17 protein-coding genes are annotated in these 26727 nt (G+C 42.8%); 2 read left to right on the top strand and 15 right to left on the bottom strand.

Annotation, left to right across the window (positions count from 1 at the left end; all coding sequences use genetic code 11):
* The first annotated feature begins 204 nt into the window (after positions 1–204).
* Positions 205–1365: an AraC family transcriptional regulator gene (locus NH399_RS08315; protein ID WP_253038723.1), complete on the top strand. Its 1161-nt coding sequence runs from the start codon at positions 205–207 to the stop codon at positions 1363–1365.
* Here NH399_RS08315 and NH399_RS08310 read toward each other — a convergent pair.
* The 12 genes from NH399_RS08310 to NH399_RS08255 form a co-directional block, all read right to left on the bottom strand.
* Positions 1362–2663, bottom strand: coding sequence for an ATP-binding protein (locus tag NH399_RS08310; RefSeq protein WP_253038721.1), 1302 nt, complete (start codon positions 2661–2663; stop codon positions 1362–1364). The two genes, NH399_RS08315 and NH399_RS08310, sit on opposite strands and share 4 nt — an antisense overlap.
* 12 nt (positions 2664–2675) lie before the next feature.
* Complete coding sequence (locus tag NH399_RS08305; RefSeq protein ID WP_253038719.1) at positions 2676–3383, bottom strand: response regulator transcription factor; 708 nt, start codon at positions 3381–3383, stop codon at positions 2676–2678.
* A gap of 8 nt (positions 3384–3391) precedes the next feature.
* Complete coding sequence (locus tag NH399_RS08300) at positions 3392–3889, bottom strand: DUF3019 domain-containing protein (RefSeq protein WP_253038717.1); 498 nt, start codon at positions 3887–3889, stop codon at positions 3392–3394.
* Positions 3879–4715 carry a MipA/OmpV family protein gene (locus NH399_RS08295; protein ID WP_253038715.1) on the bottom strand — a complete coding sequence of 279 codons (837 nt, stop codon included), beginning with the start codon at positions 4713–4715 and terminating at the stop codon, positions 3879–3881. Before NH399_RS08295 ends, NH399_RS08300 begins: the two co-directional genes overlap by 11 nt.
* A gap of 113 nt (positions 4716–4828) precedes the next feature.
* Complete coding sequence (locus NH399_RS08290) at positions 4829–6880, bottom strand: TonB-dependent siderophore receptor (protein WP_253038713.1); 2052 nt, start codon at positions 6878–6880, stop codon at positions 4829–4831.
* Positions 6881–7068: 188 nt separating this feature from the next.
* A complete protein-coding gene (locus NH399_RS08285) occupies positions 7069–7374 on the bottom strand; it encodes a hypothetical protein (protein ID WP_253038711.1) in 306 nt (101 codons plus the stop codon).
* A complete protein-coding gene (asnB, locus tag NH399_RS08280; protein WP_253038709.1) occupies positions 7371–9587 on the bottom strand; it encodes an asparagine synthase (glutamine-hydrolyzing) in 2217 nt (738 codons plus the stop codon). The genes NH399_RS08285 and asnB overlap by 4 nt, the downstream gene beginning before the upstream one ends.
* A 281-nt stretch (positions 9588–9868) precedes the next feature.
* Complete coding sequence (locus tag NH399_RS08275; protein WP_253038700.1) at positions 9869–14518, bottom strand: EAL domain-containing protein; 4650 nt, start codon at positions 14516–14518, stop codon at positions 9869–9871.
* Between the two features lie 215 nt (positions 14519–14733).
* Complete coding sequence (locus tag NH399_RS08270; protein ID WP_253038698.1) at positions 14734–15594, bottom strand: alpha/beta fold hydrolase; 861 nt, start codon at positions 15592–15594, stop codon at positions 14734–14736.
* Between the two features lie 172 nt (positions 15595–15766).
* Positions 15767–17725 (bottom strand): bifunctional UDP-sugar hydrolase/5'-nucleotidase, encoded by a 1959-nt coding sequence (locus NH399_RS08265; protein WP_253038696.1) that lies wholly within the window; start codon positions 17723–17725, stop codon positions 15767–15769.
* Between the two features lie 142 nt (positions 17726–17867).
* Positions 17868–18092: a hypothetical protein gene (locus NH399_RS08260; protein ID WP_253038689.1), complete on the bottom strand. Its 225-nt coding sequence runs from the start codon at positions 18090–18092 to the stop codon at positions 17868–17870.
* 91 nt (positions 18093–18183) lie between these two features.
* A complete protein-coding gene (locus NH399_RS08255) occupies positions 18184–19179 on the bottom strand; it encodes a lipid A deacylase LpxR family protein (protein ID WP_253038687.1) in 996 nt (331 codons plus the stop codon).
* A 183-nt stretch (positions 19180–19362) separates the two neighbouring features.
* Here NH399_RS08255 and chrA point away from each other — a divergent pair, with 183 nt between their 5' ends.
* Positions 19363–20571, top strand: a complete 1209-nt coding sequence (gene chrA, locus NH399_RS08250) for a chromate efflux transporter (RefSeq protein ID WP_253039044.1) — start codon at positions 19363–19365, stop codon at positions 20569–20571.
* 79 nt (positions 20572–20650) lie between these two features.
* Here chrA and NH399_RS08245 read toward each other — a convergent pair whose 3' ends face one another.
* The 3 genes from NH399_RS08245 to NH399_RS08235 all read right to left on the bottom strand — a co-directional run bounded on the left by NH399_RS08245 (position 20651) and on the right by NH399_RS08235 (position 26379).
* On the bottom strand, positions 20651–22954 hold the full coding sequence (locus NH399_RS08245; RefSeq protein WP_253038685.1) for a hypothetical protein: 2304 nt from the start codon (positions 22952–22954) through the stop codon (positions 20651–20653).
* Position 22955: 1 nt separating this feature from the next.
* The gene (locus NH399_RS08240) at positions 22956–24755 is read right to left on the bottom strand and encodes an ATP-binding protein (protein WP_253038683.1); all 1800 of its coding nucleotides are present in this window, start codon (positions 24753–24755) and stop codon (positions 22956–22958) included.
* A gap of 292 nt (positions 24756–25047) precedes the next feature.
* On the bottom strand, positions 25048–26379 hold the full coding sequence (locus tag NH399_RS08235; protein WP_253038673.1) for a hypothetical protein: 1332 nt from the start codon (positions 26377–26379) through the stop codon (positions 25048–25050).
* Positions 26380–26727 lie beyond the last annotated feature (348 nt).

Raw genomic sequence — 26727 nt, 5'->3', positions numbered from 1 at the left:
TCCTATTGAATAATTTGAGTAAAATCAACATGAATGGATACACATTCGAATCCAACATCGCTATGCTTATTTTGTGAGAATCACCAAGCAAATGAAATAGATAGAGTGTCCTGGACTGTACGCTGAGACATAGATAAAGACAAAAATCGATAAAATAGAAATATATTGAATGTTTAATTACAAACAGTAATGGAAACGCAGACATTGAATGAGCCAATACTACTCATAGTCACTATGATGCTTGTCGGTCAGATAGCCTTATGTATCAGCGTGCTGATTGCAAAAAAGCAAAATTTAACCAGTAAGGTATCATTGATTGCATTTCTCCTGGCTAATGGCGTGGTGGCTTTTGAGCCTGTTTTTAGTCAATGGGGCCGAGAGCAATACACTCTTTATGTGAGTGTAGTTTTCCCTGCTCTATTTCTGCTCAATCCAGCGCTACAGCTCTATATTGAAAGCATCACTTTTGGACAGTTGTTGCGGTTAAAAAACATTCCTTATCGACAGTCAGCACTGTTCTTGATTGGACTACTTATCAGTATTCTCTGCATGAGTCTAAGCGAGGAGCAACGTCAGAGCATTTTCATTCTTGGCACAGCAGCCGATACGGGATTACCTCTAGTGGTAGTACTGCTTTTGTTTTTTGCACTCATGTTCTGGATCATGGATTGTATTTTGACACTGTATCAGCTCACTAAGCGCTTAATGGCATATCATAAAAAGTTAAAGGACATCCTATCCAATACCAATCAACAAACTCATTCAACTCAAGGAGCTCTTGCTCTGGGTATCGCCTCCTGGGTCTCTGCTTTTGTACTCATGATACTATCGAGTCTGTTTGAACAAAGCCATTATGCAGAAGTCGTCAAAGTCACTTTGTATCTAATACTCATCTGGTCCATTGCCATGTTTGGTATTCTACACGCCTCAAGCATCAATCCGACTGAACTCACAGAGATAGACGGTCTTACAGATGATGATGCATCGGTAAAGAATCGTCATAGATATCAAAGGTCAGCACTAGGTCAGGAACAAGCTAAACGGCTTGAGGAAAAACTCGACAGAGCGATGATGGAAGACAAACTCTACCTAAACTCGAGTCTAACTTTACAAAAGTTAGCTCAGCACCTATCAGTATCGCCGAACTATATTTCTCAAACGCTTAATGAAACAATGGAGGTGAATTTCTTTGACTTCGTCAATCGATGGAGAGTTATAGCGGCTAAGGAGCGATTAAAAAATAGTAGTGATACCGTATCAGATATCGCTTTAGCAGTTGGCTTTAATGCCCGCTCTTCCTTCTATAAAGCTTTCAAACAAGAAACAGGAGAAACGCCAAATGGTTATCGTAAGTCACTCCGTTAAGGGTTTGAAAAAACGACAGTAAACACTGCCCCGCCCGTTTGCTTTGAGTTTTCTACATAAACCTGCCATTGATACCAGCTTGCCACTTTATTAACAATTGCCAACCCTAGACCAAAACCAGAGTTGCTACTCTTTTGAGTTCTGCTTTTGTCCAACTTAACAAAAGGCTTAAAAACATCTTTCATTTTGTCGACTGGAATGCCTTTTCCGTCGTCTTCGACAATCAGCTTTGCCTTACCCTCATCTACATGTAAAGCAATATGAACTTCCGATCTACAATGTTGTATAGCATTCGTCACCAGGTTAGTAATTAGCCCCTCAAGCCAGAGTCTATCGGCCTGCACAACAACAACCTGTTCTGATTGAGCAAAACTTAACTGTTTATTCAGCGCATCAGACAGGGTCGAGCATTGCTTAATAAGCTCAGCAACCACATCACCCAAAACTAAAGGGCCCTTTGTCTGATTTAGGGCTTCTCTCTCTAACGATGCATATTCCAGAAATGCGGCCATCATATTTTCTATTCTTAGTAAGTCCTTTTCTATCCTCTCAAAATACTCCTGCCTTTGTTGCTCGGATTGCGCCTCTTGAATCGCATCAATCCCAAAACGAAGACATGCTAGCGGAGTGCGTAAATCGTGAGACAGGCTTTGTGCAAGTAGTCTGTTGTCGTTAAACAAAGTTTCTACTTGTTCTGCCATACGATTAAACCCTTTTTCGACAGGTTCAATATAGGTCCACCTTGTCGGCGCTAAACGAACAGACAGATCACCTTGACCAAAGCGGTCGGCCATTTTACTAATTAAGCGAAGGCGACGTGTCAAAGGTGTTAGCCATACGATTAAAATAAAGCACAAGCCACCGTATAAAGCGATGGTTAACAAAATATTAATATTAGTTGGCCCAACCGGTTCTTTAGGCAATGCCATATTGATAAGCCATGCATCATGACCCGGAATGACAGAGATTAAATAAGGACCATTAGCATCTTCAATCAGCACTGCTTGTCCTGATAACAGACGCTCAGATAATACGTTGGGCAATACCAGGTTACTTTTCGCTTCAAGTTTCACTTCGAGGTCATAGCGGAGCGAAAGTTGGCGTACACGAGCCTCTAAATTTTCCTTAGCAGTAGCAGAAAGCTGATCCACAAAAGCCGTTGATAAACTACGGTAGGCACTGTAATCACTAGCATGACTGCTGCTGGTTGTGGCGTCGTAAACTTGATCAAGAATCCAGCCTAGAAAAAACAAAGACATTAAACAGGTAAGAATGATACTGATATAAAGTCGCTTCATGGCTCTCTCGGATTAATTATCCCAGGCATCCGCAACAAACAGGTAGCCTTTTCCCCAAATGGTTTTTATTTTTTGCGGCTTTTGCGAATCGTCATTAAACTTCTTTCTTAAACCCGATACCAAAGCATCAATGGTTCTATCGACACCATCATACTCTCGGTTCTTAATCACTTTAAAAACATGATCTCTTTCTAGCACCTGCCCAGCGTGGCTGGCCAATAGCCACATCAATTCAAACTCCCGAGTGGACAGCTGAACTTCTTGATCGCGATAAGTCAATCGCTTAGCTTTCTCTTCCAATTTCAGAGTGCCAAAGGTCAATAGATTGTTTTGCTGAGGTTGATTGTGCTCTGTTTGATTGCGCAAAAATGCTTTAATTCGAGCTAACAAAGCTCTGGGTCTTACAGGCTTCATGACGTAATCATTAGCACCTACTTCTAACCCAACCACTTCGTCAAACTCTTCGGTTTTTGCCGTTAACATGATAATCGGTTTGTTATAAAAAGAACGCAGTTCGCGGCAAATCTCGATACCATCTTTACCAGGCAGCATGACATCGAGCAAAATTAAATCGGGGTTCTCTTTTTTAACTTGAGCAACAACCTGATCTCCATGATCACAATGAGCCACCTGGAACCCCTGATTGAGTAAGTAATCAGAAATCCAACTGGCTAAAGAGGCATCGTCTTCGACTAATAAAATATTACCGTAGTTTTGCATGCAGCCTCCTAAAACACTCGCCAACGACGCTTACCGCCTCTCGATTTATAAATCCAGTTAACCACAATTTGGGTTGATGCCATTACTTGGCTATTAGACTCTCGAACTAACTGGTACTCAAGAGTTTTGTTCGCGCTAAACTGAAACTGTAACTGGCCTTTTAATGCGCCCTTCCAACATTTCAGAGTCTTCTTGTTATCAACAGAAACAATGCAATAGTTACCTTTTTGATGAGTTTTCCACAAGAATGTTACCGCTGCAAAACAATCACGCCCTTCTCTGAGAGTAACACATTTGTTGGGTGAGACATCGAACTGCGACTCGCCAGGCTCTGTAGCTTGTGCCTTTATTCCAGTAGCAGAAAACAGGCAACACAATGCTATACAGATCCCCCCCCTTCGACCGATACAGATAAACCCACTTTGAGGGCCATCTTGCTTTAAAGTGCCAAACCGAGGTCGATTGGGTGTTATCGACTGATCTCCAATAGGCTGATCAGAAAACATAAAATAGCCCAAAGGTGGCATTTACCCAGCTCTGAGACTCAATGAGAGGACTATCGGCCAAATTATCAGAAAAATTCCAGTAGGCTATCGCGCCTTTAAATACCCAATCTTCTGACACTGGCACTTCGGCATGGACAGAGAAAGTAGATAATTGAGAAGCACCGACAGAAAACTCAGGTCTATTAGGAAGCGCTTCGTCAGGGGCAATACCAAAGTAATATTTACCAATGTTATCAGAAATATGAGTGAGGCCACCGCTCACATTAAAATCCCAGTTTCCAGCGGGAATATAATAAGAATAGATAGCCGATGCTAACCACCCCTTATGAGTCGAATTGAGATTGGTGACGGCCTCAAAACTTAACTCTGAATTTTCAAACAGATAGTCAGATCGAAAACCTCCTTCTACTGCACTTCTTCTACGATGTATTCCTTGTAAAAAATTATTTTCGGGTTCGTTACCACTGGACTCAGATAGCTCACCAAAATAACCACCAACAATGGCATTGAATTGCCAGCCTTCGGTTTGATGCAAGGTGTAGCCCGCAGCAATAACAGCGGGCGTAGCCTTTCGACTATAGGTCTCGACAAAAAAGCGGCGATAGCTATAACGAAAATCGAGTAATATATCAATCGTCCATTGATCCGACTCGAACCCGCGTAAGAAAGGATCATCATAGTCAACTCCAAGCCCCAGGCTGAAGTCCAACTGACTCGACTCGGTATCTTGCTTGGTAGAATCGAGAGATTCATTATCCTCGGCACTAACAACACCAGCATGAACAGCTAAAAGCATCATTCTGAATAACAATACGGGCTTCATCATGCTGGTTATGCGCACCTATTTATCAAAATTATCCAAAGAGGATAATAAACCTGATTTACCGTGTAATATTAGAGATAAAATGTTAAAAAGTGTAGAACCTCTCAATACTCTGGTTAAAACTTCATCTTAAAGCCAATGGATGGGAAGAATTCAATGCCCTCTTCTCCACTGATCAGGAAGTTTTGTGGTGAGTCTCCAGGTTGGGGGTCATAGCCGTATCCAGAGATATTCTTGCTGCCAAGAACATTGAGTACATCGAAGACTAACGAAGCCTGTTTTCCGCCAATTAAGAAACTGTATTCGGCTCGAAAGTCTGCTCTGGAATAATAAGGCAAATCTTGAGAGTGCGGTGTTCCATAGACTGGCAAAAAGTTACCTGCACTCTCTGGATTAGGTTTCAGTCCAACAATCGGCGTATATCGTTTGCCTTTTCTCCCGGTCCATCTTAAACCAAGTTTCCAATGATCCGTTGGTGCGTAGCTCAATACTAGATTGGCAATGAGTGGCGTATCAAGATAATAAGGATCCGTTTGACCCGTTCTCTCGTTGGTTCTTTCTGACTTAGACCAGCTGACTGCAAACCATCCATACCATTTGTCGGCTAGATCACGTTCAACTAACAATTCGATTCCCGTTGCCTTTCCTGAAACTTCGTTCACGTAACGTAAATCGAAATCAGGGTCCGTTGGTTTTGTTGCAAGAGGCAGTTTTTTTAACTGTTTATAGTACAGATCGACATTGGCACTCCAAAGCCCGCCACTAATAAATTGAGCACCGACACTAAAGTGATTAGCAGTAGGAGACTTGAGATTTGGATTGCCAAGCTTACGCAAAGCTTTATCGCCATCAGGAAAACGACTATAACTGCCTGCTTTAGCATTAAACACCCAACGGTCTAACGGCGCCCATTCAATGGATGCTCGCGGATGAACAAATGACTCTTTGGTATAATCTTGGTACTCAGCTCTGAGTCCGGTGGTCAAAGTTAACTCATCATTAATTTTAAATCGATCATCAATATAAGTGGCGACATTGGTTAACTTGAGTCGATCACTGTCTCTTACTCTGTCTCCACGAGTATCCTGGCAGTCTACATCAATATCTGTACAGAACTCGGGTCTGAAGTCGTAGCTGTAATTAAAAGTGAACGACTCATACTCAGCGCCCATCGTGACTTGATGATTTTTAAACAACTGAGAGCTGTATTCCAGTCGAGACACATAAGAATCATCCGTCGCATCGATGAACATTTCTGGACCAGCCGTGTGAAGATTAGAACTTTTCATGTGGGCCAAAGAAAGGCTTAAGATACTGTTGTTATCACCAAAATATTGCCAACTGATACCCTGACTATCGAACTTGTTGGTTAAGGTGTTGTTGCCCACAATATCAGGGTCGAGACGACCCTCATCAGAATCGGACGACACTCGAATGGCCGCAGTGTCTTCGGCTCCTGTAATAGATAAGGTTAGCTTTTGATTATCGCCAATCAGCCATTGATATTTACCTTGATAATCATTGTCTTTAGGAGGTTTGTAAGCTGTGACACCGCTGTCTTCGTCGTCTTCGTAAAACTTATCTAATAAGCTTTTTCGGTAAGACAAGTAAAAGGCCTGGTTCTCAGTCACCTCACCTTCAAACATCACGCCAGCACGCAAAAAACTGGCATCGATCGTTGTTTCTAACGGTTGATTTCTAGGATCTCTCAGTCTTACATCAAACACGCCACCAGTGGCACTGCCGTAGCGAGCGCCAAAACCCGCCGGATGGAGCGTAAAGTCTTGAATCAGGTTTTCGTTAAAAATACTGGTTCCAAAATCATGAAAAATATAACCCGCAGGCAGCATATCGATGTAATAAGCATTATCATCCGGTGATGAACCCCGAACAGCGGGTTCACCAAACCCATCACCATCAGAATCGATAACTCCAGGACGGCTAAAAATAGCTAACAGAGGATCGCCTAGACTTCCTGGCGTTTCTAGAAGCTTCTTAGTCTCCTCTGTCATCTCGGTTAGCGCACGATTTCTTTTAGTGAGAACAACCACCTTGTTCTCTTCTTTGCTATCAGCCTGGGACTCTTCTTTTTCGGTATCCGTTAAATCGCTCGCCGATACCAGGTTGAAGAAAAAGATACATCCTATTCCAACCACTTCTTTTTGCATGTCAAACCCTCATAATCGATTTGACATCATGATTAAGGATATTAAGAGAAAGATCGTTTTAGAATTGAGTAATTTATGTAGGCCAGAGTGAAAAAGTGTTAAAAAATGTAGTGGGAGGTGTAACTTTATGACTAACACTGCAAAAGCAGCACTCATCCCTAAGTTGATGAGCGCCACAAGATTAGCATTTACCCCATCATGACTTTCTTTACCAGAGCCCTGACCAGTTCACCGTCAAACCCTAATTCTAGTAAACGATCTTGTACAACTTTTAGAACCTTGGATTTTCCGTAAACGCCAAATTTTTCTTCTCTGATATAGCTGACTAATGCTCGTCTCATCTTAGCCATTGCCTGATCAAAGTTTTTCTTCGATTTTTTATTGTTAGCACGAAACAGGCTTTCCGCCTCTTTTTCGTCAATATGTTTAGCTATGATATCGAGGGTATCTTGAGTTATTTTTCCCTTCTTAAACACTTCTCGAATAATCTTCATGCCTTCGCCCCTATACGTTCAAGAAAACCGCCCTCTACTAAATCATTGAAAATTGCAAAGAATTGCGGCTCCTGTGCTTTACTTCGCCCCAGCCAATATCCAAAAGATTTGGGCTCTCTAATATGACGTCCCATTTCATCAATGACCTGTACCACCCAATAAAAATCGTCGTTAACATGAATGCGCCGAATTTCTTCGCCTTTATGCAACAATATCAAGCAAGTATTGCCTTCTTCTTCGGTGAGCGGATTGAGTATTTCACAAAACTCAGGGATGTTAACAAGATCTTCGGCCAAACAACTCACACTATTAGGACTAGCGGCTGTTTGCCGGAAAGCTTCATCAAGACGAGCCCAATCTCCTTGTTGCACCAGAGGCAAAGGCGCATCTTGACGACGTTGGAAGTTAGCCAAAAACGTCTTAGCATCTTTGATGTATTCAGAAAAAATAGCCAACGACATAAGATTAATTAACTGCCACGCGGAGTCAAATTTAGCGTGGCAACGTTTAATCACATCCTGATACAGTTTTTCATAAGATTGAGTGCTCATCGAACTGTTCTGCGATAGATATTTATCCTTAAAGGCTGGATAAACATTAGCAGCTATGGTCCAAGCGAATTCATTAATAGAAGCGATATCGTCAGTTACGAAGAATGGCACTTTCTTTTTATCCTGAGGATAGTTGCTCATCGACTCCTGTAAAGCCGCTCTGACAATATTCTTATCCCAAAATAACTCTTCCTGAAGAGATTCAGGGACAGAAGCCAGCAACTCAACAATTCGATGGTCCAGAAAAGGTACTCTTGATTCAACACTATGGTAAGAGCTTGTTCGATCTTCATGCCATAGATTGAAAAACTGCAATTGATTTAATAACAATGCCATCTTTTTGTGATAGTTGGCGCAGGGATTCGAAACACCATTGACCCGCTCAAGTTCGTTACTCTGAACATACTGAAAAAATCGTTCGGGTATTTGCTCGTTGTAACGCTCGTAAAATGCTACGGACTCACTCACTTCTCTATTTAAATAATCTTGCCAAGTTTGATTATCAGAGCCAAGAAAAGACGAGTACCCACCAGCAAACTCATCGGCCCCCTGCCCCAAAAGAATGACTTTAAGGTCAGGAACATAGTGTTTAGCCGCTTTATGTAACTCACTCTTAAACAGCCACTCAGGATCAAATCGCGGTGATTCAATCAAGTAAATCATTTCTTCTAACTGATTAAGATCGAAATTTTCGGCAATCTTTTGAGCATCAAAATAAATAGGATAAAAAGGGAGTCCTAGTTGCTCAGTAATTGCTTTCGCCTGTTGTACATCTCCTGCACGATAAGTTGTTCGCTCAACAACAGTGAAGCAATGGATATTAGTATGGCGCTTAGCAGCTAATGCGGTTAACAAAGAAGAATCGATACCTCCACTTAAAAAGATACCCAGTGGCACATCACTCATTAATCGCTTTTCGACAGAGTCATCAAGCAAAGCCAGATAATCCGACTCAAGCTGTTTAGCTGTTTTGTCGGTTGCCGATCCATAGACAGAATCCAGGCTCCAGTAACTGTTTACCTTTAAGTTTTGGTCGGCATTAAACACCATGAAAGAAGCAGCAGGTAGATAGTGAACATCCTTAACATAAGTTGATATATCAGCTTTTTGCTGTAAACCTTCGATCTCAAGGTCTTGCCAGTCAAGAGATTTAGGACAATCAGGGTGCAACAGCAAAGACTTTAATTCCGATGCAAAAATAAGCGTGTCGCTAACATGAGCATAATACATGGGTTTTATCCCCAATCTGTCACGCGCTAAAATCAAAGTATTTGAAATGGTATCCCAAATCGCTAACGCGAACATACCATTTAGCATACTGAAAGCTTCTACACCGTACTCTTTATACAAATGCAGAACAATCTCGGAGTCTGACTCCGTTGAAAAATGATGTTCATTCTTCAATTGCGACCGCAGTTCTTTGTGGTTGTAAATTTCGCCGTTGACAACTACAAAAACTTTGTTTTCTTGGTCCCATATAGGTTGCTGTCCTCCTTCCACATCAACAATGGACAATCGGCGAAAGGCCAAAGAAAGAAAGTCATCATGATAAAAAGATTCGTCATCAGGCCCACGGTGCTCTAGTGCTTGAGACATTAACTCTAAAACGGCTTGTTCACAGTTTGGGCGATTAAAACTAATAGCTCCTGCTATTCCACACATTCACACTCTCCAAGGGCAAGATAACTTAATTCTATCAATGAGATAGTTCTAATTATGCATTTTATTATAGGCCTACATTAGGGTTAAGCCAATAGCTAGTCAAGTACTGAAGTAAGCGCACGAATGATTAAAAAGCAACCAACATTCTCTCAACGCTCTGATTGATTAAAGGTGGCAATGGCTTCTTATATTTCACTCTTATCAAACTGGATAAAAATCAAACACCAATAGACGTACCTTTGAAATAGAGATTACGTAATAAAGAACGATTAAGTGTTAATCTATATCACATCTTCCAACTGAGTATTATTAACCAGCATATCCTCAAATTGCTCCTTACTTAAGGGACGACTGAATAAATACCCCTGAATTTCGTCACATCCATGAAAACGTAAAATCTTAAGTTGTTCGATGGTTTCAACACCTTCCGCGACAACCTTCAGCCCCATACTATGTGCCAAGTTAATAATAGAGCTGACAATACGCGCATCCTGCTGGTTGTGTTCCAGATCCAAAATAAAGACTCGATCAATCTTGAGCGTATTAACAGGAAACTTCTTTAAGTAATATAAACTCGAATAGCCGGTACCAAAATCATCGATGGATATATGAACTTTCAGGTTGCTAAGTTGATGCATAAGGTGAATAGCATTATCAACATCTTCCATTACCATGCCTTCGGTAATTTCCAGCTCTAGATGATCCGCTGTTATTTTTGACTCTTCGAGTGTTTGTTGCACTGTCTCGATAATGTGTCCATGCTGACGAAATTGAATAACCGATAAATTAACAGCCACTCTTTTATCAAAGAGGCCTCGCTCGATCCACTCGGCAACATCATGGCAAGCTTTCTTTAGAACAATTTTACCTAGCTCAATGATCAATCCGCTCTCTTCTGCAATAGGAATAAATTGCCCCGGACTCACCATACCACGCTTAGGACTGTTCCACCTTACTAAGGCTTCCATACTGACAATGTCGCCACTGAGTATATTCACTTTGGGCTGATAATAGACTTCAAATTCGTCGCTGTTTAATGCTGTGCGAATTTCTGATTCCAGCTCTAATCGCAGTTTAGCGTTGCGATTCATTTCATCGGCAAAGAACTCAAAAGTGTTTCTGCCTTTATTCTTCGCTTGATACATGGCCGTGTCAGCATTTTTAATAAGCGTTTCAACCTCCGTGCCGTCGGCGGGATACAACACAACACCAATACTGGGCGTTACCACCATAGAAAAACCTTCGATAGAAAAAGGCTTCTGGAACGCATCAATCAGTCGCTTCGATATCTTTGCCGCTGTTGCCGATGAGTCCACCTGCTCGATCAAGATACAAAACTCATCACCGCCAAACCGAGAGACAGTATCTTCGCTTTTAAGGAAGTGTGTTAGCCTTTCACCAACGCCACACAGCAATTGGTCACCTATCTGATGACCCAAAGAGTCGTTAATTTTTTTGAACTGATCAATATCCATAAAGAACAATGCTAAGCCATTATTTTTTCGGCTCATTCGTTCTATGGCATGATTAACGCGGTCATAAAACAAGCTTCGATTAGGTAATTTGGTTAAAGTGTCGTAGTTTGCCATTCGACGCAATTCGTCTTCTGAGCGCTTACGGAAAGTAATATCAGAAAAAACGCCAACATAATGAGTGACTAGACCATCTTCATCACGAATGCAATCGATACTGAGTTCGGCGGGATAGAGTTCTCCGTTTTTACGACGCTCTAAAATTTCACCCTGCCACTGTCCAAATTGAATAAGCTCGGCTCTGATGCGCTCTTCCATTTCTTCGGGCTCATCATTAGAACTCAACAGGCGTAAACGCCTGCCAATGACCTCTTTCGCTTCAAACCCGGTGATGGTGTAAAAAGACTTGTTAACGAATTCAATATGATATTCTTTGTCAGCGATCCAGATAGCATCTGACGTGTTTTCGAAAGCCGTAGCGATCAGTCTTAGTTGCTCTTCAGTTGATTTAACGTCATTAATGTCTTTAAGCATACCGGTCATTCGAGTTGGCTTGCCAATATCATTTCTTTCGACAATACGACCTCGGTCTAATACCCAACGCCACTCGCCATTCACATCTTTCACTCGGTATGCGACTTCATAATGCTCGGTTTTTCCATCCAGATAATTTTTTATGGCGTCTTGTGTACGTGGAAAGTCTTTGGGATGAATGGGTGACTCTCCGCCATTTTGTACACTGGTAGATATCGTATCGGGGAGCCGCACTTTGCTAAGTCGATTGGTACGATACACTTTGCCAGCGATCATGTTCCAATCCCACAGCTCTTCGCCACTGCCCCACAAAGCGAGTTTAAGGCGCTGCTCACTCTCTGCAATCTCTTGTTGTGCTTCTCGACTTTGCCTGAGTTGTGCCAACCGCTGGAAGCTAAAGGTCAGAATGATGCCAAAAGCAGCACTTACGTAAAGTAAAAATGCCCACCAGCTGAACCAGGGCGCTGGATTTATTTTTATACGAATACTAACCCCTTCTTCATTCCACACGCCTTCGTTGTTGCTACCGCGAAAACGAAAGGTATAAGAACCCGGGGGAATATTAGTGTAGGTTGCAAAACGTTTATCAGCGGAGGTAGTAATCCATTGCTCATCGAACCCTTCGAGTTTATAAGCATATTGATTCGCGACAGGATCTCTAAAGTCGAGTACAGCCAATTCGAACCCAAACACCGATTGCGTGTAATCTAATTCAATTCTGGAGGTTGCCAATATCGGATACTCCAACGGCGAATCAGGATCACGAGTTTGCGGTGCCACGGATTTGTTAAACAATAAAAAATCCGTTATAGCGAGCTCCGGGATTGCATTTGAACCAGAAAACTCCCGAGGCTGAATGACCGTTCCCCCTTCAATACCCCCAAAATACAGTTTGCCATCTTTTCCTACCGTGCCACTGTTAACATAGTAGCCACCTCGTACTGTGCCATCCTTGTGATAAAAATTTTTCAATTTTTTGCTTGTCGGATCAAAGCGTGTAATACCATGAGTCGTACTTAACCAAAGATTGTTGTCTCTGTCGCCCAAAATAATACCAACAGAATTAGAAGCCATCCCGTCAGCGATCATAATATGCTCAAACTTAAGGTTCTCTCCGTACCATATCGCTTTATTGAGTCCACCATTTTGCGTGCCCACCCAAATAGTGTCTTGCTCATCCTGATAAATAGTAGTGACAGAGTTACTGCTCAGTGAGTCAGGTTCGTCCGATGCCTGATACCAGTAAAACTGCTGATCTTCAGCACTTAGACGATTCAAGCCCTCTTTGGTTGCTATCCATAAATTATTTTCTCGGTCAACAAACAATCCGGAGATAGAGTCACTGGAAATACTGCTTTTATCTTCTCCTTCCAATGGCAGATAATGAGTAAAAACGCCCGTCTCTGGATCAAAATGATTTAGACCACCACCGCGTGTACCTATCCATAAGTTTCCACTTAAATCTTCAACCATTGCCGTAACATGGTTGTGGCTTATACTGGTGTCGTCTTCTGGATCATGCAGGTAGCGACTAAAATCGTCGGTTTCGCGATCATATCGATTGAGCCCGCCATTGCGCGTACCTATCCATAGATTATTTTTGGAATCCATAAACACCAAGCGCACAATATAGTCACTCACCGATCTCGTATCGGTAGGACTATGAGTATATACAAAGGTTTTTCTGCGCCGCAGATCGACTCTTTGTAAACCTTTTTCCCAAGCCGCTAACCACATCTCATCACTGCTCACCGCAATACTAAGAATGGACTCCCCAGTCACACCTAAACTACTCACTTGCGAGCCGCCGTAAGTACTAAAGCGGCGATTAAGCAGAGAAAACTTGCTGACGCCGGAGCTCCAGGTACCCACCCAGAAGACACCACTGTCTTCGCCTAACAACACATGAATTTCATTCTCGCTTAAACTATGAGGATTACCACGATCATGTTGATGAACATAATAACTTCGATTCACCAGATCGGCTTCTAGTAAACCAACGTCGGTAACCGCGGCCCACAGTCGATTGTCTTTATCGATAAATAATGAATTAACTCCGCTACTTTGAGGGAGTTTGCCGATAGGATCTCGCTCGACTTGTAAACTGTTAGGCTCAATAAGATTTAATTCGCCAGAAAAAGTACCAACCCATATATTGCGCTCATTGTCCTGCGCCAAACTAACAATATTATCGTTACTAATTGACTGACTGCTGTCTGGGTCATGAATAAAACGAACAAAGGTTTCCGTTTTGGGGTCAAACCGATTGAGCCCTCCTTTTTGCGCGGGTCTTAATCTGGCAGACCCCGTCCCAATCCATAAAACCCCCTGATGATCGAACATGAGTTTAGTCAGATTGTTACTACTGATGGTAGTTTCGTCATTGGGATCATGTTGATACGATTTAAAGTGCAAGGTATTTTTGTCTAAGCGATTGAGTCCTTTGGCAGTCGCCAGCCATAGGTAACCATATTTGTCTTCTACGATATCAACCACCGTATTTGACGAAATGCTATGAGGATTATTGGGATCAACAACAAAAGATTCGAAAGACGCTCTACTGGGATCGTAACGATTAAGACCGCCGTTAGAGGTGCCTATCCATATATGGCCGTCCCTGTCTTCATACAAAGCCCAGATAAAACCATCATTAAGTGCGCCTGACTTGTTTGGTTCATAGTGAAACTGCTGAAAACGATAGCCATCAAATCGATTTAAACCACTCTGCGTACCTAACCAAAGAAAGCCACGTTGATCTTTCAGCATCGCTGTTATCGAGTGTTGTGATAATCCATCCTGAAGAGAATAATGCTCAAAATAAAGGGCTTTGTTATCGGCGAAAGACAGCACAGGAATCAGAATTAACAGCCACCCGCTGATGCACGCTCTGATTATTGTATGAATGGAAGACAGACTGTTTTGCACTGACAGATTCTCTATTCCTATCTTTTCGTTAACAAGCTCACCGGACTGTTACTTTAGTATAGACACAAACTGCCCAGTCCACACCCTAAAACCTCATTAAAATCACCTTAAATAACAACAAGATACAGCTACCACTCAAAGTGAATATTTCAAATCCCAATATACTGTAGACACCAATAAGACATCAAATCTCAGCAAATCGAATAATTTAACCGTCAACTCTGTGCTAAAAGACTCAACCCTTTTTGAATCAACTGATAGCAACTCTTGGGATTTTCCAAGGGGAATAGATGGCCATAATCCAGATTCTCAAAAAAGTGATGGTGCGGGCTTTGCTTGCGCCATTGCTGCCACACGGCATCGGAGAAAAAGATGGATGGTTTGCCACGAATCCCAACACAGGGCATTTTAAGCTGAGTTAGAGGCTTCATGATATTAGGAGCGGTGGTGTAATTATGAGCTTCCCAAACTTTTGGATAAGCTAACCGCCAGTTTTGCTCTGACGTTGGATAAATATTGCTCTCTCCCATGGCCAGAAAGGTTTCTTCAGCAAACCGTCTGTTGCCACGAAACTTTTTACTATGGTCAATGTAGGCTGCTTTATCTGGCCATTGATCACGCTTATTTAAAGTTCCACGGGTTGGTTCCAATGCTTTAACGATAGCGCTGGGCATTATTTTTAATAACAGTGCCAAGCGACGAGACACCATTGCAGGCTCAATTAAAACGAGGCTTTTAAAAAGCTCTGGTCGTTTGTGAGCGGCCAGCACCGTACAGGCCGCCCCCATAGAATGGCCGACGCCAATGATTGGGTCTTGATAATGAGTCTCTATGAATGCAATCAGATCGTCAGCATAAGATTGCCAATTGATCCCCCGACCAGGAGCACCTATGTCTGGCCAGGTAGCACGAAAATTCAAGGCACTGACCTGATATTGATCGGCCAACTGCTCCAGCAAAGGCGTATACACACCCGCAGTAAAACCATTGGCATGATAAAAGTGCAATGCATCACCAGAAGGATTAGCACTATCAAAGAACTTCCAGACGGCATTTTCAGGAATTTGGGTAGACATTCATTTGTTATTTTTTATTTGTCATGACTTAAGTGTGTCATGTTTTAACAAGTTTGTCTGCGAGAAATATTAGACGCAAAATGAGTATTGCGAAGAAGGTATAAATAGTGATGAATTAGAAAAGACAGAATAGATAAAAAGTGGCCAGATTTCTGGCCACTGCTGTATCAAATCAATAACCCGTACAAGAAGACGAACTACCGTGATCACATCCATCGCGACCGATGTAGTTCTGGGTGCTGTATTCCGCAGCAGGTAATTTATCAATCCCCAAACCTTGCTTAGTCAGCGACTCGACATAATCAACAAATGCCTGAGCATATTCAGTGAAAGTATCTTCGTAGTTGCCCGCTTCAAAAGGTACAGCAAATGTTAAATAACCATCTCGTCCTGACGCTATGAAACTGTTGGTCACCACGGTGTAAGTCGTATTAATGTCAATGGCCGTCCAGTTCCCCGCAACACGAGGATTAACTTCTACTTGAGAAATACGACTTCCTTTCGCTTGCGATGCATCAACATGATAACGTAGACCGGATGCATAAGGATAAGAACCTGACGATCCATTATTATCAAGTGTGTTAGCCAATGCTTCTTCTAATACATTGATAATTTGTTGGCCTGTCATCTCTAAAGTAACCAGCGTATTAGAGAATGGTAATAAGGTATAAGCATCTCCAATAGTGAAGTCGCCAGCACCAATATCTGTGCGTACACCGCCACCATTTTGAATGGCAATATCCGCAGTCGGTGTGATGGTCAAAAATGCTTTAGCAACAATGTTAGAAATATCACTGCCTGTTGCATAAGTGTTGCTTACATCACATAGAGTAGAACGACCTTGACCGGGGAAACGCTCCAGACAAAGATCCTGATTGACGCTACCAATAACGCTTTGTTCTAACACAGATACCTGCGCATCATATTCGCTCAGCATCGCAGCAGTTGTTGCATCAGGCGTAGTGACCACAACCTCATCATAAGCCGTTAATTTTTGAGTCACCAAAAACTGGTCATCACTACCCAACTCACGCTTATCTCCATCAGCGTGCTCATAAACAAAGCGGTCAGATACTGGAATATAAGGATGGCCACCACAAGATGTTACATCACCTTTAGCATCAAAGCTCACTTCCAGTTTGCCCATCACATGAGCATACTCCCATGCTTGTACTACACATACAGTTTTGCCTTTGGAATCAGTGACCACCGTAGGATAATCACCCACAGTGTTAAAGCCTAATTCAGTAAAGGTGCTGCCACCTAACAAACTGTGAGAATCGCCCCCGACAATCACATCAACCCCATCCAGTGCAGCAGCCATAGCCAAATCATTTTCGTATTGATAGTGAGTCACAAGAATAATTTTGTTCACACCGCCTTCACGAAGTAAATCGATGTTGTTCTGTGCAGTGGTGATCTCATCAAGAAACTGTGTGCCATTGTCTGGATTCGAAGAATTCATGGTTTTACCAGCAATGTCGATACCAATAATGCCGACTTTTTCGCCATCCACTTCTTTAATCACAAAAGGCTTAATATATCCACTTGCCAGTGCAGAAGTCGCACCAGGAACAACGTTTGCAGCTATCGTTGGCGTGTTACAGGCGCTCGCATTGAGGCTATCGATAAAATTCGCCAGCTGCAAATCGCCGCCATCAAATTCATGGTTACCTAACGCAAAAACGTCGAAGCAAATCTGATTCATCATGGCAGCATCGGCTGCACCTTTAAATAAGGTGTAGTAAAGGGTTCCAGTGATGGCATCGCCAGCATGAATTTTCAACACATTCTTTGATTGTGATGCAAGGGTATCAAACAAACTCACCATCATGGGAAAGCCACCATAGGTTACTTCAACTTCGTTGATGGCAGCATCATTAGCGTCTTTTGCATTCAGGCTCAACGTCGATGTATCAAAATCGAAATCGTCAGCAGCAAGATGGGAGTGATGGTCGTTCATGTGAAGGATTGTGAGATCAATCGCTTTATAGTCATTCAACTGATCATTTAAATCGCCAATCTGATTGTTAAGATCGGCAATTTCGGCATCGTAATTATTAACGTCGTCATCGCACGCAGTTAAACTTAAAGCAGCAGCGACAATAAGGCCAAGCCCTTTTTTGTTCATCTTGCATCTCCTTTTTGAATTTCTGAAGAACGATGCAAAGATGTCCGATGGATATAACAACCAGATGTCAGAAAAGTGAAAACGCTTTTATAAAACTTTCACTTCTCTGTCATAAACAATAGAACTATACGGCAAACAAACCTTAACGATGACAATGCCAATGGTTTTTGTGTGCCCAACATTTTCGAGAGTGCGCAGGTCGTTTATAAATGACAGTAACATTATGATGACGGTGTTCAGCATCCAGTACAGCAACGGTTTTTACACCGACCTTCACTTTTTTATGGCGATGGCCTACAGGCTTCACTACACAGGCAGATAACAAACTGGCGACAAGGATTACAACCAATAGCTTCAATCGGATCATTTGTCAAACTCGTGACTTATTCATTTCTAGTATTTAACGCATGTTCCCTTGATCCGTTGACAGCTTGGCTGACAAACTGACTTATCTATGACTATAAGCGCCATAAGAATGAAAAAGAACCAAACCGCTGTTGGCCTCCAGAGTCGCTAGAGAAGCTGCCAAAATCAACATAGTTAATACTGATACCCCACTCCTCTCCAGAAAACGCCGCTCCAACCGCTAAAAAATTGCGCTCATGTTCTAGCTCGATACCGGGGCTATCGCGCAAATAGTTACCATCGATAAACAGGTTGTTAAAAACATAACCGACTCCAGCACCAACATAGACAAAATATCCACCTGAATGCGCCATAGGATTCGCTTCTCGATTGCCCACGAGCGCGACAGTAGGATAAGAACTCTCTAATTGTTGGCCCCAGCGCAAAAAGCCGCTCACCTCAACATGAGAGTCAAAGTTACCTAAAGCGCCTTCCAGGCCGCCGACCATGTCCAACTCCATCGAGTGGCTGTCTGAATGCAATAGCCGCCAAAACCGTGCACGGCTCAAATTGACAATCGGCTCATTTTTTAACTGATAATCCCAACCCTGAGGCGTTTCTGATCCAGTAATTTCGTGTACCAACCGCTGTGTTAACTCCGCCCCGGAAATAGGCCCAACGACCCCGAGCATGAGGGTAGATATATCGGAATAATCAGGACGAATAGCAATCAAGCTGCCCTGCCAGAACAAAAAGCCAGCATAAGGTAGATCATCTTGAGGTGGTGGCACCGCTGAAATATCCGAGGGCGTTACCATCGTCTGCCCAACATTATGGATCTCAACCAGTGTATTGAATTGCTTGGTATCCATCGATTTCTGTTGCATCCAAAAATACCAGGGCATTGGCGAACTGAGTCGTTCACTCTCCTCAAAAACGTCAAACCATGATGCATAAATGCCGTTGGTATAACCGCCATCAGAGCCGACAAAAATATCATTGTCCAAGGTTAAACTAAACCAAGGCTCTTCTTGTTCATTCGCAGCGATATAAGGAGATCCAAGCAACAAAGAGCTCGATAATAGTACAGCAAGACAAATTTTATCCATAACGTAGCCTGTTGATTTTGTTCTACTTCTATTATAACCATTTGAGTAGTTGGTCAGGTTTCTTTTCTGCTTTCAAATTACTTCTTGAGTTATTTTTTTATGACATTTATATGACGCAGCTTTGCAAATAGGATCTTCTTCGATATGCTCCGCTCCTACATAGCAAATTTTCGTTGTAGCACCATGCAAATATCCCACGACACTCCACAGCAGAAAGAAGGCTTTTTCTCTTTATTTCTTATTTTCCTTCGCCTTGGACTCACATCCTTTGGCGGACCAGTCGCTCATCTAGGGTATTTCCGTACAGAGTTTGTCGAACGTCGACATTGGTTTGATGACAAGGCATACACCGATCTTGTGGCTTTGTGCCAGTTTTTGCCGGGCCCTGCGAGCAGTCAGGTGGGTATTGGCATTGGTTTATCTCGTGGTGGATATTTGGGCTCCCTTGCTGCCTGGCTAGGTTTTACGCTCCCCTCTGCACTCTTATTAACACTCTTTGCGCTGGGCTTGTCTTATTATGATAATGCGGTTACCACAGGTGCCCTGCATGGTTTAAAAATTGTTGCTGCTGCTGTCGTCGCTCAGGCAGTATGGGGCATGGCCAAAAGCTTTTGCACCGATGGCTTAAAGGTTACCTTGATGGCGGCCAGTTGCAGCATTTTGCTGATAATACCGGGGATCAGTGTCCAGCTATTAATTTTGATAGGGGCAGCCGTTATAGGCCTGTTGTTTTTTAAACAACCCCAACAAAATCAGGTATCACCACTAAACATTGCTATCTCCAATCGTGCTGCCTTGTTCTTTTTAACTGTATTTGTTGTTTTATTGTTTGGCTTGCCACTGGCTGCACAGTGGTTTCCTTCAACAACACTCAGCGCATTTGATTCGTTTTATCGATCAGGTTCTCTGGTATTTGGTGGCGGGCATGTGGTGTTGCCATTACTACAAACTGAGCTGGTTAATACAGGCATGATCGACAAAGAAACCTTTTTGGCCGGATACGGTGCCACTCAAGCTGTTCCGGGGCCGTTATTTACTTTTGCCTCTTTTATCGGAGCCTCACTCCCAGGTGAAGCGGGTGGTTGGCTTGGTAGTCTGGTTTGTTTGCTGGCCATGTTTATTCCTTCGTTTCTTTTAGTTTTTGCGGCCCTTCCATTTTGGGAAAACCTGCGCCGACATAGTAAAGTTCAGGCGGCGTTGGCAGCGGTCAATGCGGCCGTTGTTGGGTTATTATTAGCCGCTCTTTATCAGCCTGTGATCACCAGTGCTATTTTTAACGCTCAAGACTTTGCCTTTTGTCTGATTGCATTTGTAGCGCTGACTCAATGGAAACAACCACCCTGGCTTGTAGTAATAAGCTGTGCCTTGATAGGTGGTTTATTAAGCTTATAGAAAAATATAAAAAAGCCTATTCAATGATCTTCATCAATGAATAGGCTTCGACCATGTAGGCTATGACTGTTTACTTATTTTAAAGATTATATCTTTGCTCAATCGCAGCGTGTCGCTCCAATCCTTCTTGATCTCTTAGCTTTTCTAGCAACATTGGCCAAATCAATGGATGCTCGAAATCCGCAGTAACAGATGACAAGGTTTGCTCTACGACGGCTAAATCCGAGGTATATGGAAGCAGAACATAAGCATAAATACCGGCTAGCTCTTTTTCGCTCTCTTCGTCAAACACTTCGTATTCATCACTATTGCGCTGACTCACGACAGCCCCCAAAGCGATTAATTGTTCGCACAGTTGCTGCCATTGTGTTTCACCAGGATGCACTCCGTCGATAGCAAAATAAAAATGCTCGGGGTTGTTTACTACTTCTATCGCGTCAAACAATAAGGTGTAGTAGCCCTCACTGTCGCAACGGTAGCCTTCTGCATCTTCATGATCCAAACGGTTCAAGGCTTCGGCATCAAATACCAGCTCAGCGTCAAAAAACTGTTCTTCACCTAACCGACGAATTTCGATGACTCGAGCACTCACAGGTCCGGTTCGTTGTGCTAATACAATCGCAGGCTCATTGTTTTCTTGTTTGACGCGAACACGGATCCTGCCAAAGTCTTCATCAATAGGTCCACTGTCTGTCGACAATTCGATTTCCAAGATCTGACATGATGCTCTGACCAATTCCCATTCCTGCGCCAAAGTCGCTACAACCATGCGATCAAAATGCCAGTCACGTTGCTCAGGCTCAAGTTCGATCAGATGATTGTAATAAGCAATCGCCGTATCGTATTTTTGTAATGACAGCGCTAGCTTTGCTGCCAGACGCAAAAACCCTATGGAGTCAGGCATCTGTTGTAATAAGACAGTCGTGCGCTCGAAAGCTAATGCAGGCTCAGCGTTTTTGTATCGACAAGCCACTATCCAGTTCACACGATTTTGACTATTCTGACTACAGTGTTCAAAGTTACCTTCTACAAAGAACCGATCAAACTCTGCCGTTTGCTGATCCACTAACAAGTAATGGCCGTAGTTGAGCAACACCTCAGGTACATCAAGCTCCTTATCCAGAATATGTTGAAACACTTCAAGCCCTTGCTCTGAATAACCACTGTCGCATAGTTTTTCACCGTAGGCATTGCCGATTTGGTGAGATTGGTGGACTTTATAAGCTTCTTGCAATAGCAATAAGGGACAGTCTAATAAGGCATCATTATCCAGCTCACTGAGTTGCGACACATCCGCTTCTGCACGATAAGTCTCAAGCTTTTGTTCATATTCTGACTTAAGCTTCTCTAAGTTCTCGGTAGCGCCCAGATCACGATGAAGTTCAGGGATGAGTTGCTCCAAGGCTTGAAGACACACATTAACCGTAAATAAATCCTCTCGCAGCAAAGCTAATTCGGCCTGCCAGTGCTTCAGCATAATGCTTTTACGAATGGCTCCGTTATGAATAAGCTTTTCGATCAGCTCGTTGAAGCAGGCATTTAACTCCTGAGTGTTACGCTCTGGTATACCTTGGGCCAAATAGTATTGCAGTTCACACCAATCATAGTAATGCTCTTGCGCGGTAAGAACTTCAGAGTAAGGTAAGCTGGCATCAATGGCTTCTTGATACTTTTGTTGTCTGACTAAAGCTAAGGCAATATTAGCCTGCTTACTTCTTAAAAAGCTCTCGCCGCCCCCATGATTTACAGATTCTCTGGCCACCTTCTCGGCGTCTTCAAAACGGCCAAGTCCATAAAGTGCAGAAAATTCTGATAATGGTAAGATAGACTTTCGGTTTTGATTGTTAGCAACAAAACTGTCTTCTTGAACGCGTTTGATTCTGTCTAGCGCTTGTTGATAATCTCCATTGTTCATAAGTCCTTCGACATACTCAGAATTGATACACTCATAACAAGGCCAGTTAACATCGATTTTTGCCAGCGTCTCTTCACACACCGACATCACTTCTGGCGCAAATCCCGGTCCATCTTTTATCGAATAACAATTCGATAAATCCTGAACCGCACAAATACTTTGTGGACATTCTTTTGTCTCTTCGCGATGGGACAACTCTAATAATTCAACGGCATCATTGAGTGCCCCCTTCGCGTTGTATCGATGCAAGACCTGACTTTGTAAATACCAGTGTCGTAAAAAAACCTCGATCCATTTGTTCGGGTGCTTTTTAGCCAACGCCAAACCTTCGGGGTAAATAGCATCCACCTTGTCATGCTCATCATCGCAGGTGTAAGTAGAAATTTTATCCATAATATCAGCCAGACGCTCTTGTCCTGACTCTCGCAGCTCTTCTTCTGCCCGGTATACCCAGCTCCAAATATCCATACTAATTAACCTCTAAAAAACTTTCTAACCCACTAATAAACTGACGCAGCTCCTGACTAAAGTCGATATCATCAGAAACGTTGGCACACATAGTCAACATGTAAGAACGCAACATGCGAGCAACACGTTGTGTTAATTGATTATCTGCACTGTTTAGCACACTCTGGATCATGGGCGAGTTTAAATTAACAATAATAAGTCGCAAATCACGGCTATCTATTTTTTGAGTGTGGAGCTTTGCCAAACTCAATGCAGCTGCGCCAATACGCTTGTCGGCATCGTCTTGCTCGAGCTTTTGTTTTAGACGGGCTTCTTTATCTTCCATCACAAGTAGCGGAATATAATCAGGCTCAAACTCACACATTCTCAAGCCTTCATTCTCTTCGGTAAATAGATCAGACAACCGCTGTTTGACATCAGGAGATGCTTGAACCTCTTTAAATAATTGTTGATTACCTTCTTTCGATCCCAGATAAACTAATTTAACACCATGGTAATCGGAGTATTTCTGACAAAAAGACGCGGCTGCAAATAAATATCCCGAAACGACGGGCAGATGATTGGCTCGAAACAAAACGTCTTCATAACTGTTGGTGTCATCCATCCTCACGGGAATTCGCTGGCCACATTGTTTACTGATTTGACCAATAGTCATTTCGCCACGGGATGTTGGCAGTTTAAGATCCTGCTTTAAAACGTTAAACAAAGCGTCATCTGCCACCGCGGCAGCTAACAATGCCTGATTATGGCGCGAAAGAACACGACGCCAGGTTTCCGGCTCTTCGTTGGCGATACGTGTGAGTCCGGCATTCAAGGCATCCGATAATAGCGACTGTAGTTGATGGTAAACCTGATCTTTTTGCAGATCTTCACGACTTGCTGTGGGTGTCAGTTTATCGGTTTCAATCACACAGCCAGCAAAGCCTGCCCATAAAGGTAACAATTCTCGCCCTTCATGAGTAATGTGCATGTTGCGAATAAAAACCGATACATTACGATAGTCTGAGGTAGAAAAACCAGAAGCATCCTGTATCCACATAACCCCTTTGGCATTTAAGTCATTAGCAGGAATCTCAATGGTACAAATGGGTTCGAAAACTTCTTCAAAAACCTGTGCAAATTCCATGTTAATTTTTTTACGTTGCAATAACGACGTATGCTCTGGGAGGCGCCAAGGAACATTGATGTTATTCAAGGGTTCGGAATCCCCTTTTAAATAGATTGGAATCGGCAACAAACAACAATATTTGGCAACCAATGATGATAAAACGCGCGCCGAACTGAGCTCAGTGAAATTATCAGATAGCTGCAAACAAACCCGCGTGCCTACTTCGCGCGGCTTGGCTTCGGTTAATGCGAAGCGTTTTCCTCCCGAGCTAGAAAAGTGCCAGCTCTGCTCCGGTGTCTGGTAAGAAGTGGTCCAAACGTCGACTTTATCAGCGACTACATAAGCCGACAAAAAACCGAGTCCAAAGTAACCTATCATATCGCTGGTTTGTGTTTCGTTGCGCAAAACTCGTGTATATCCAGAACCAACAGTCGCTAGATACTGCACGACTTCGTCGTAAGTTAAGCCAGAACCATTGTCTTCGATGATTAACTGATTTTTACCAGGATCCGTTGATAAGGAGATCCTGATGTCGCCTTCATAGTTAGCCTCAATCTGACGACGCACGCAGGCATCATGTGCATTTTGAACTAACTCTCTAACGGCAACAGCAGGCGATGAATAAAGGTTTTTGCCAAGGACTTCGAGTAATCCGTCCATATTGACATGAGTATTATGTAATTCTACGGTCATGAGTTTAAATCTATCCAGATCAATATAAGAGTAACAAAGCGTTGGAGTTCATTAAAATATACTCCAAAAATGAGCGCTCCCATCCCTATTTACGATCAATTAAATATTTTCCTTTATTTGCTCACAATCCCTGAGGCAAATGCTTATCATTATTAAGTTTATAATATGAGACATTCTGGGCAGGTCGTTGCCCAGGCCCCGTAGTTTGCTTAAATACGAGGCCCTAGTCAACCGCTTAGTGAAAAATTCAATGGCTAAATTGAAACTGCCTGCTTCTACAGAGCGTTATTGGTCAATTGGGAATGTAACCCAGATTTGCCTTAAAGATTTCATCTTTATTCGGTACATCGCTGTCTTGGTACAGTTGTTTTAGCTTCTTGTCCCAACCCGCCTTTTTCTTTTTCCATTCTTTAAAGATGTCATACCAGGCATAGGCAATCAGCCCCGCTAAAACGGCTGGAACCAATCGACCACCTAATCCAGCTAGAAAGCGCAGCGCACCAAAACGGCCATAACGCTGAACCAGACGTCGCCATAAACGAGGGGTTCTTACGATGCGCCAGATTAACCGCGCAAATTTAGCCGCCGCCAACAACCACTGGCCAGCGATCAACAGTTGGATGATGATATCCCAACTGTCGTCTCCGTCGATATCTTCGACCAGAAAATCAAGACCAAAAACCGCCAATAAACCTTTAATTAACATCTTATTACGTTCAGCATCACGCTTACCTACAAGATAGGCTTTTTTAATTTTGAGCTTGGCCTCTTCTTCTGCCGTCTCTTCGTCGATACAGGGGTCAATGACTTTGTCGTTTCCGGGTGCCATCTGAAAATAGGCATATTCCTGTAACCGGTTGGGTGAGGCCAGCTGATAGGCTCGTTCCTCTTGTAAGGTTTCCTCAGACTGTTCAGCGGTTTTATCAATAGCCTCTTGATAAAACTCTCTTATGGTAGCAGCCACCGGATCGCATGGATGCTCACTGAGCTGAAACCCCATATCCTCTAAACCTGGAGCAACGGTTCCATAGACAATGCGCGCGGCCATTCGACGAGAGCCAGAAAATTCCGAAGGTGCAGGTAAACCAACAACCCTTGCCCAATTCTCTAACCCTTCATCACTGATCAACTCCGCAATGTATTCAACATCTACCTTACGGAAGTCAAAGTTTTCATCGAATCCAATAAGCGCTTCATCAGGCTCAGCCCCTACCAAGGCTTCGTCAATTGCTTTTTCTATCTCTATGCTAGCTTCAACAAAACTCAATTGTTTAAGGTGTTCATCGTTATCCTCTAGCACCTCAACAATATCATTTAACTTGTCGTAACTGGCATTACTATTATTTTGTATTTTACGTAACTTTCGTTGTTGCTCTCTTAAATCACCCAGTTCTTTCTCGGCTTGCTCTTTAAGTTCTTGCAATGCCTTTTTCATTTGCTTCTTTACTTTTTCGTCGAAGTTACCATTGTCGACATCGTCTATCGCCTTTCTAAGATCATCGATTTCTTTCTGCTTATCGCGAATTTTTTTTGCGATTTCTCGTAACGCACGCTTAGTTGCATTAGCTCCCGCTTCGGCGGCTTCTTTTATTCCTCGACTCACTTTACGACATAAACGTCCCATTTTTCTGTCCTCATAGGCGAATCTATGGCATTCAGACAAATAACCACAGTACAACGTTAAATTCAGGTAAGTTTTAAGTTGTTACTTCCATTAAAACAAATCGATCTCTATTAAGGCTCTGGCGCTACCAAGCAGTCATTGCTCTCTATCACTTTATTGTTATAACACCAGTTATTTTGAGTATAGCACTCGGCCACCAAGTCGCATGCCATCCTTACTCAGGATTGATAAGAATAATTTATAATGCTTTGGATTCTTAAAACTATTCCCAACAAAAATTACGGAGTGAGATGAATAGAGACCTTCTTGTTCCGCAACGCAAAAATAAACACCGTATAAGTAAAGAAG

Origin of the sequence: Pleionea sp. CnH1-48 (assembly GCF_024124665.1) — a bacterium.
Classification (GTDB): Bacteria; Pseudomonadota; Gammaproteobacteria; order Enterobacterales; family Kangiellaceae; genus JAMXSB01.
The sequence above is the reverse complement of the archived record's forward strand: the minus strand, read 5'-3'. Positions and strand labels throughout refer to the sequence as shown.